Source organism: Brevundimonas sp., assembly GCF_036677305.1.
Classification (GTDB): domain Bacteria; phylum Pseudomonadota; class Alphaproteobacteria; order Caulobacterales; family Caulobacteraceae; genus Brevundimonas.
In genome coordinates this window covers 1-7,701 of record NZ_JAKFEB010000128.1, presented here as the reverse complement: position 1 = coordinate 7,701, position 7,701 = coordinate 1, and the positions used below count along the sequence as shown (strand labels likewise).

9 protein-coding genes and 1 pseudogene are annotated in these 7,701 nt (G+C 66.7%); 2 read left to right on the top strand and 8 right to left on the bottom strand.

Annotated features, from left to right (window positions below):
- Positions 1 to 150: 150 nt before the first annotated feature.
- The 8 genes from V6M42_RS07560 to V6M42_RS07525 form a co-directional block, all read right to left on the bottom strand.
- A complete protein-coding gene (locus tag V6M42_RS07560; protein WP_332657508.1) occupies positions 151 to 771 on the bottom strand; it encodes a hypothetical protein in 621 nt (206 codons plus the stop codon).
- Positions 772 to 875: 104 nt separating this feature from the next.
- Complete coding sequence (locus V6M42_RS07555) at positions 876 to 1,187, bottom strand: dihydrofolate reductase family protein (protein ID WP_332678055.1); 312 nt, start codon at positions 1,185 to 1,187, stop codon at positions 876 to 878.
- Between the two features lie 159 nt (positions 1,188 to 1,346).
- On the bottom strand, positions 1,347 to 3,092 hold the full coding sequence (locus V6M42_RS07550; RefSeq protein WP_332678054.1) for an ATP-binding protein: 1,746 nt from the start codon (positions 3,090 to 3,092) through the stop codon (positions 1,347 to 1,349).
- A 435-nt stretch (positions 3,093 to 3,527) separates the two neighbouring features.
- A complete protein-coding gene (locus V6M42_RS07545; protein WP_332657503.1) occupies positions 3,528 to 4,331 on the bottom strand; it encodes an inositol monophosphatase family protein in 804 nt (267 codons plus the stop codon).
- A 186-nt stretch (positions 4,332 to 4,517) separates the two neighbouring features.
- Positions 4,518 to 5,084: an elongation factor P gene (gene efp, locus V6M42_RS07540; RefSeq protein ID WP_332657502.1), complete on the bottom strand. Its 567-nt coding sequence runs from the start codon at positions 5,082 to 5,084 to the stop codon at positions 4,518 to 4,520.
- Between the two features lie 91 nt (positions 5,085 to 5,175).
- Positions 5,176 to 5,724 carry a tryptophan-rich sensory protein gene (locus V6M42_RS07535; RefSeq protein WP_332657501.1) on the bottom strand — a complete coding sequence of 183 codons (549 nt, stop codon included), beginning with the start codon at positions 5,722 to 5,724 and terminating at the stop codon, positions 5,176 to 5,178.
- A 55-nt stretch (positions 5,725 to 5,779) separates the two neighbouring features.
- The gene (locus V6M42_RS07530; protein WP_332678053.1) at positions 5,780 to 6,022 is read right to left on the bottom strand and encodes a helix-turn-helix domain-containing protein; all 243 of its coding nucleotides are present in this window, start codon (positions 6,020 to 6,022) and stop codon (positions 5,780 to 5,782) included.
- Positions 6,022 to 6,516, bottom strand: a complete 495-nt coding sequence (locus tag V6M42_RS07525; RefSeq protein WP_332678052.1) for a DUF2975 domain-containing protein — start codon at positions 6,514 to 6,516, stop codon at positions 6,022 to 6,024. The genes V6M42_RS07530 and V6M42_RS07525 overlap by 1 nt, the downstream gene beginning before the upstream one ends.
- A gap of 104 nt (positions 6,517 to 6,620) precedes the next feature.
- Here V6M42_RS07525 and V6M42_RS07520 point away from each other — a divergent pair, with 104 nt between their 5' ends.
- Positions 6,621 to 7,562 carry an ABC transporter ATP-binding protein gene (locus V6M42_RS07520; protein WP_332678051.1) on the top strand — a complete coding sequence of 314 codons (942 nt, stop codon included), beginning with the start codon at positions 6,621 to 6,623 and terminating at the stop codon, positions 7,560 to 7,562.
- Positions 7,562 to 7,701 (top strand): annotated as a pseudogene (locus V6M42_RS07515) (ABC transporter permease); the annotation flags it as partial. The gene V6M42_RS07520 and the pseudogene V6M42_RS07515, both read left to right, overlap by 1 nt.

Sequence of the window (7,701 nt, the reverse complement as noted above, 5' to 3'; positions counted from 1 at the left end):
GCTGGACGACGAGGCCCGCCGCGAGGAGATCGCGCGGATGCTGTCGGGCGCGGTGATCACCGACGAGGCGCGGGCGGCGGCGAAGTCGCTGATCGGGTAAGGGGAGCGACGAGACGGGTCGCTCAGGCGCAGCGAGCATGAGGCCTGACCTCAAGAAGTCGGATCCGCGCCGGGTATGGCGTTGCCGAGCTGCCATGGACCATTCTGGACCAGCGCGAACACGTCTGCTCCGAGGAAGGCCACATTATACGTGAGCACAAGGACGAACATGACGACGGCCCATTTTCCTCGGGGCAGCAGGATTGCTGCTAACAGAGCCGCGAAGACTGCCAGCATTGCCCCATCCCCTATGCCTGGCCGATAGCCCGACGCGAGAAACAGCCAATAGACGGCCGTCTGGTTCAATATATTAGCAGCAAGCACCATGCTGAAGATCATCCGCCTGTGCTTCCAGAAATGTTCCGTCAGGTCATAACCGTCTTCCGGATCGCGCGGGAAAACCAGAGAGGCGGCGATATAGAACAGACCCGCAGAGACCAGACCAAGCAAAAGCAAGGTGAAGCTGTAAGGGGCGTGCTGGTTCATCACCCATGACTGGCTCCAGAATGTCGCCACATCCAGCGCAAGGTAGATGGCGACAAGAGGGGTCAACCAGCCCACGCGGAACCGTCCTCCGCCATGTACGGTCCGGGCAATACCGGCGACCAGTTCAACGACCGACAGGCCCAGAACGAGGCCGTAGAACGTGAATGAAAACTCAAAAGCGCTCATGAGGCCCCCGCCCGACGCATCCTTGCCACTTTGGCTTGTGGGGACGCTACGAGGCCCGGGTCACCGAAGCAAACGCCTCGAAAGCATCCGTGGCATACTCCGGGTCAGCGCTCGCGCCGGTAGTGCATGGCGACCGCGCCGCAGCGGAGCGGCGTGGCCGAGATCAGCTCCAGCCGCCGCGTTCCCGGCAGCCCGCTTTGGTAGAGGGTCGGGCCGTGGCCGGCGATCCGGGGGTGGATCAGGAACCTGTACTCGTCGATCAGATCCAGCCGGTCCAGCTCGGTCGCCAGCTTGCCGCTGCCCAGCAGCACCCCGGCCGGGGTTGCGTCCTTGAGCCTCTGCACGGCCGTGCGCAGGTCGCCGGCGATGAGGCAGCTATTGGTCCAGGGGAAGTCCGTGCGCGTCGACGACGCCACATATTTCGGCTTGGCGTCCAGCTTGACCGCCCACTCGTATAGCGCCGGCGACGCAGCCGTCCAGGGTGACGTTGATGCTGAAGGTCAGGAGTCCCATGCGGCGAGCCTAATCCAGACTATGGGGAAGAGGTAGACTGGGCCGGCGGAGCGAACGGGGGGCTACGCCGCTGCCGCCTCCACGGGCGCGACAGGGCCGGCAAGAGCGCTCTCTATCGCCCGATGAAGCGCCTCGATGCGCACAGGTTTGGAGAGGTGGCTGTCGGCTCCGGCCGCCGCGCTGGCGGCGACGTGGTCCGGAAGAGCGTTCGCGGTGACCATGATGATCGGCGTCCGGGCGGACCCGCGGTTTTTCTCGAGCTGGCGGATTTCCCTGACCGCCGAAACACCGTCCATGACCGGCATCTGCATGTCCATCAGGATCACGTCGAAATTCTCCGCGAGGCAGGCGGCGACCGCCTCGGCGCCATCGGCGACCTGGACCAGTTCGCAGCCCGAAGGCGCCAGCATCATTTCGAGGACCTTGCGGTTCACCGGGTGATCGTCTGCGATGAGAATCCTCAGTCCCACCGCCTCGCCGGAGTTTGCCGGACTCTCGTCTGGCATGGACGGCGCCTCTGCTCGCGCGAGAGGCAATGTGGTCCAGAAGCGCGAACCCGCTCCGAGCGTGCTGGAGCAGCCAACCGTTCCGCCCATCAGGCCGGCGAGGTCCGCGCAAATGGCCAGGCCGAGGCCTGTGCCGCCATAGCGCCGGGTGATGGTGCCGTCCGCCTGCTGGAAGCGGCCGAAGATATCTGTCTGCGTGGCGTCGAACCCGATCCCCGTATCCTCGACCGCAAAGGTGAGCAGGCTCTCGCTCAGGCTCACGGTCACGCGCACCTCTCCGCGGGCCGTGAACTTGATCGCGTTGGATACGAAATTGCTGATGATCTGGCGAATGCGAACGGGATCGCCGAGGAAGTGTTCATCCGCTTCCGGGGCGATATCGACCGTCAGCAGGGTCCCCTTGTCGCACGCCTGCGCCTGATGGAGGGCGACGGCGGAACGGACCGTGTCGCCGATATGGAAGGGAATCTGCTCGACGGCGAGCTTGCCTGAATCAATGCGGGCCGCGTCGAGGATATCGGACAACAGCCTTTCCAGGCTTTCCCCCGACGAACGGATGGTCTGCACCATGTACGCCGCCTCCGGGTCCAGCGGCCGACGCGAGAGCGCGTCCGCCATCGCCACGACGCCATTTAGGGGCGTGCGAATTTCGTGCGACATGTTCGCGAGGAAGACGCTCTTGGCCCTGTTCGCGGCATCCGCCTGACGCTTCTGGTATTTGACCGCGGCCGAGGTCATGAACAGGCGCTGGTGGGTCACGACCGCGCTGACCGCGGTGGCCGCGCCAAAACCGACCACCACCACCATGGCGACCTGGCTTGCGATCAGTTCCGCGAGCGTGAGGGGAATGAACCACGGCGCCGCCAGAAGCGCCACGCCCGGCGGGAGACCGCAGGCGATCATGTGGATGGGGGTTCTGAAGCAGGATCCGATCGCATAGACGGCGACCCCGGCGACCAGGGCGACGCCCACCATGCTCGGAGCCAGCTGATGGGTGCCCACGAGCAGCAACGAACCGACGCACCAGCCGATCGCGGTAACGGCCGACGCCCCCATGCGCAGCGCGCGCGCGGTGTCTGGCTGACCCACCATGAATTTCGGGACGCAGGCGATCGTCAGCGCCGCCTCCGCCGCCAGCATCAGGAGGAGCCAGGCGCCGACCTGAGGCACGCTCAGAAATTGAAAAAGGACGCCCGAAATTACGATGCAGAGCGCCGTTCTCACCCAGAACTTCTTGCGACTTAGACGAGCGCTGCGATCGAGCCGCTCATCGAAACAAAGCCATTTCAAGATATTGCGCATTACGCCCCCTGGACGAACCAATGTCCGAGGCAACTTGAGATATTGTGAATTCCGTGCCGCGCCTCGCAAGGGGAAGCACAACGTCTCCCGGAATGGAGACTCTCGCCCCTTCCCGCCCGCCCTTCCGGGGACAGGAATCCGCTACTTCCGACCCTCCGGTGAGGGCGTCCAGGGCTCTGGAAACGGCCTGCGACCGTTTCTGACGCAGCCATGTGCGAGTGTGTGAAATGCCCGCAGGGCCTGGTCTTTGACAGTGTTGAACATGTCGGCTCCGCACCGCGAAGCTGCCTTCGCCGGCGGCGCCTGGTCGGCAGGGTACGCCGTCCCGCATTTTTTCGCGGGACTACGAGACTCTCTGCCCCTGGACGACGTCGCTGGAAGCCAGGAATTCCGTGCATCCCCGCCTTCGCGGGGATGCACGGTTTGTGTGGTCGGTTAGCCCCGCAGCACCTTCTGGATCTGCGGATGCAGCTCCGAGTTCGAGGCCAGGATCTGCGCGCCCGTCTCCGGACGGCCGTCGCCGTCGATGGTGGTGACGACGCCGCCCGCCTCGGTGACGAACAGGATGCCCGCGGCCACATCCCACGGGTTCAGGTTGCGCTCGTAGTAGGCGTCGTACCGGCCCGCCGCGACCCAGGCGAAGTCCAGCGCGGCCGAACCCAGACGGCGGATGCCGGCGACGCGCTGGCCGATGGCGTGAATGTCCTTGATCGACTGGGCGTGGCCGGTCTTGCCGATGAAGGGCAGGCCGGTGGCGATCAGGCTTTCCGACAGGTCGCGGCGGCCGGCGACGCGGATGCGCTGGTCGTTGAGGTAGCAGCCCTTGCCCTTCTCGGCCCAGAACAGCTCGTTCATGACCGGGTTGTAGGTCACGCCCGCCACGATCTCGGACGTCCCGTCCGGCGCCGTGCGCTGCAGGCCCACCGTGATGGCGAAGTGGGGCATGGCGTGCATGAAGTTGGTCGTGCCGTCGATCGGATCGACGATCCACATGTGGGACTTGTCGGTCCCCTCGATCATGCCGCGCTCCTCGCCCAGGAAGCCGTAGCCGGGGCGGGCCTTCATCAGCAGTTCGTACAGGGTGTCCTCGGCCTTGATGTCGGCGGCCGTGACGAAGTCGCCCGGGCCCTTGCGGGACACCTGCAGCTGGGCCACCTCGCCGAAGTCGCGCAGCATGGGCCGCGCGGTCTTGCGAACCGCGTCGATGATGACGGAAACGAGGGCTGAGGCGAGGGCCATGGGGATCTCCTGGTCCGACATGTCCTGAAAAGGCGCGTGGCCCGGAGATGCGGAGAAGTGGCGGCCCCCTGCGGGACCGAGTGGCTAGTGGCTAGTGGCTGGTGGCTAGTGATCCCGTTTGGGATCGCCGGCTGTGGTTGCGGGCGCGATGCCCACTAGCCACTAGCCACTAGCCACTAGCCACTTTTACTCGGCGCGGCGGACGTATTCGCCGGTCGTGGTGTCGACGACGATGCGTTCGCCGACGCCCATATAGGGCGGGATCATGATGCGCACGCCGTTGTTGGCGATGGCGGGCTTGTAGGACGACGAGGCGGTCTGGCCCTTCACGGTGGGCTCGGTCTCGACGACTTCCAGCGTGACCTGGTCGGGCAGGGTCAGGCCGATCGGACGGTCCTCGTGCATTTCGATGACGACCTTCATGCCGTCCTGCAGATAGGCGACGCGGTCCTCGCCGACCCAGTCCTTCTGCAGCTCGGTCTGTTCGTACGTGGCGTCGTCCATGAAGACCAGGGCGTCGCCCTGCTCGTACAGGAACGAGAAGTCCTTCTGCTCCAGCGTGACGCGCTCGACCTTGTCTTCCGACCGGAAGCGTTCGCTCAGCTTGTTGCCGGTTTCGAGGTTCTTGGCCTCGATGTTGGCGAAGGCGCCGCCCTTGCCGGGCTTGACGTGGCTGGCCTTGGTCACGACCCACAGGCCCTTGTTGTGCTCAAGGACCATGCCGGGCTTGATGTTGTTGCCGTTGATCTTCATCGGGTTCTCGGAAGGGATTGGGCGCAGCCCCGTGGCGCGCGCGAACGGGCGCAGTCCCTAGAGGATGCGGCGTGATCCGGCAAGGCGCGGGTCAGTGAACGGTCGGCGCCTGGGGTTGCGACTTGCCCTGGACCAGATTGGCCAGATGCACCGAACCGCCGCTGGGAGCGGCCAGCTTGCCCGCCCGGTTGTCCAGCTTGCGCGCCTCGTGGGCGAAGGCGGCCGCCAGTCCGGCGGAGGACATGGCGGCGGCGATCTGCAGGCTGCGGCTGGCCGGGCGCATGGCGATCCACACCGCGTTCAGCGCCTGGGCGGCGGCCCACAGGCTCATGGCGGTGGTGCGCTCGGGCCGGGCAGGGGCGTTCCAGACGCGCACCGCCGACAGGGTCGTGACCGAGAAGACCGCGGGCAGGATCAGGCTCAGCGGCCCGCGCGGCCGTTCGGTGATGGGCGCGTCGTCGTCGGCCAGATGCATGGGCCGCGGCCGGATCGTGGTCCGCGCCAGCAGGGTGGCGCCGAGGGCGAAGCCCACGGTCACCGCCACGCCGAGGATGACGTGGCCGATGTCGCGCTCATTGGCGTTCAGGAAGTCGCCGGCGGCGTCCCGGGCGTCGTCGAGGATGTCGTCGATATCGGTCACGCGCGGCTCTCCTGCGTCTGCGGACAGACAATGGCGGGGCGGCTTCGCGGTTCCGTCAGACCTCGTCGTCCTCGACCGGCGCCAGGTCGGCGGCGTCGAAGCCGTAGTCAAGCAGGTCGCCCGGCTTGCAGTCCAGCGCCGCGCACAGCCGGGCGAGGGTGCGGAAGCGGATGCCCTTCACCTTGCCCGAGCGGAACAGCGACAGCTGGGTCTCGCTGAGCCCCACCTCGGCGGCGAGATCGCGGGCCTTGAGCCCCTTCTTCACGATCAGGGCGTCGAGCGTCACGCGGACCGGCATCAGATCATCTCGTCCAGCTCGGCCTGGACCCGGCCGGCCTGATCCATCACCCGGCCCAGAAGGAACAGGGCGCCGCCGATCATGCCCAGGGTCATGCCGGCGACATCGAAATGCAGATAACCGCCCTGCGTGGCCCCGATCAGCCGTGAAAGGTTGGTGACCACGAATACGCTGATCACGCCCCCCAATCCCAACGACAGGCCCACGCGACGCAGGGCGCCGGACAGGGCCGGCTGGATCAGGCGGCCCTTCGCCACCTGGCCGAGGGCGCGACCGATCGACCATACGGCGAACAGATAGAAGACGGTCGGGGCGCGATAGAGCAGGCCATCCAGCACGCCGTCAGGCCAGACCCCGTCCCGCATCGCGACCAGGGCTGGAAAGACGAGGTGGAGCAGGGCCAGCAGTCCGCCGACGCTGATCACCATGAAGACCGCCAGCCAGCGGAACTGGCCGCACATGCGGCGGAAACGGACGAGATCGGTCTGGCTCACGCGGCGCTCCGGGGCGTGGGTTGATGTCTTATCTTTAATCTTGACTTAAAGACGCAAGGTTCGCAACTTTATCTCTCACTTAAACGAATACGAGCGCCGCCGTCATGATCGCCGCCATCGAAACCGAGGCCCTGACCCGCCGCTTCGGCCGCCGCCGGGCCGTCGACGCGGTGTCGATGACCGTGCCGGACCGGGCCGTCTACGGCTTCCTCGGCCGGAACGGCGCGGGCAAGACGACGACGCTGAAGATGCTGCTGGGCCTGATCCGCCCGACCTCGGGCTCGGCGCGGATCGCCGGCGTAGACGTCGCCCGCGACCGCATCGGCGCGGCCCGCAAGGTCGGGGCCCTGCTGGAGGCGCACGGCTTCTACGCCAATCTCACGGGCCGCCAGAACCTCGACCTGACCCGCACCCTGCTGGGCCTGCCTACGAGTGAGATCGACCGGGTGCTGGAGGTGGTCGAGATGACGGAGCACGGCCGCCGTCGGGTCTCGGACTATTCGCTGGGCATGCGCCAGCGACTGGGTCTGGCCCGCGCCATGCTGGGCGCGCCGCCGGTGCTGGTCCTCGACGAGCCGACCAACGGCCTGGACCCCGACGGCATCGCCGACATGCGGCGCTTCCTCAAGGATCTGCCCGCGCGGACGGGGGCGACGGTGCTGCTGTCCAGCCATCTGCTGGGCGAGATCGAGCAGATCGCCACCCACGTCGGCATCGTCCATGAGGGCAGGCTGGTGCTCGAAGGAGAACTGGCGAGGATCAAGGCGGACATCGCGCCCGAGATCGCCGTGCGGGTCGACGACGCGGGCCGGGCCTCCGCCGTGCTCAAGCCGTTCGACCTGGCGCTTTCTGTCGACGGGGGCGGTCTGGTCGTCCAGCTGGCTCCCGGAGACGATCCCGACGCCGCGGTCTCGGCCATGAACCGCGCCCTCGTCGAGGCCGGGGTCGCCGTCTTCTCCATCGGCGCCCGCGCTCGTTCGCTGGAAGGCATCTACCGCCGCGCGTCCGCCCCCGTTGTCACTGCACCCCAGCCGGAGTTGGTCTGATGCTCGCCGTCCTGTCCGTGGAAATCCGCAAGCTGAACCGCTCCCTGGCCGCCCTGTTGGCCATCGCCGCGCCGTCGCTGATCGCCATCTTCACCTTCTTCATGGTGCTGCGGGGCAAGGCGCCCCAGCCGTGGGACAT